Here is a 678-nt window from a genome sequence, read left to right on the forward strand (position 1 = left end):
CCCACTACACAGCCCGGCAACTGATCACGGAACAACCCCCCGGACCCCCCACCGAACGCCGTAGACTATACGAACTGGACGGTATTTTTAAAGCAGCGGGCACCCCACCCGCAATGAAAGAAGCCACACCATGCCACAACCCAAACAAGACCGCGCCATCCGAACCCGCCACACCATCCTCATGGCCGCAGCCACCGTCTTCGAAGAACACGGCTACCAAGCCGCCACCATCAGCCAAATCCTCACCACCGCCAACGTCACCAAAGGCGCCCTCTACTTCCACTTCAAATCAAAAGAACAACTCGCCCAAGGCGTCCTCGCCGGGCAGGACCAAAACCTCACCGTCCCCCCACACCCCTGCAAAACCCAAGAACTCATCGACACCGCCATGCTCCACGCCCACCGCCTCCAAACAGACCCCCTCGTCCGCGCCGGCGTCCGCCTCACCCTCGACCAACGCGCCGACGGACTCGACCGCACCGCCCCCTTCCACCGCTGGACCACCATCGTCACCAACCTCCTCACGCAAGCCCAACAACAAGGCGAACTCCTCCCCCACGTCAACCCACAAGAGACCGCCCACATCCTCGTCGGCGCCTTCGCCGGCATCCAAGCCATGTCCCAGGCCACCACCAACTACCAAAACCTCCCCACCACCATCACCGCCCTCCTCCAACA

1 protein-coding gene is annotated in these 678 nt (G+C 62.5%); it reads left to right on the forward strand.

The annotated features are described in order from the left end of the window. Positions 1–130 precede the first annotated feature (130 nt). Positions 131–678 (forward strand): ScbR family autoregulator-binding transcription factor (locus tag ACNFOC_RS54925; RefSeq protein ID WP_416966387.1); only part of this gene is annotated, 548 nt, incomplete at its 3' end.

It is taken from the genome of Streptomyces colwelliae (genome assembly GCF_048158785.1).
GTDB lineage: Bacteria > Actinomycetota > Actinomycetes > Streptomycetales > Streptomycetaceae > Streptomyces.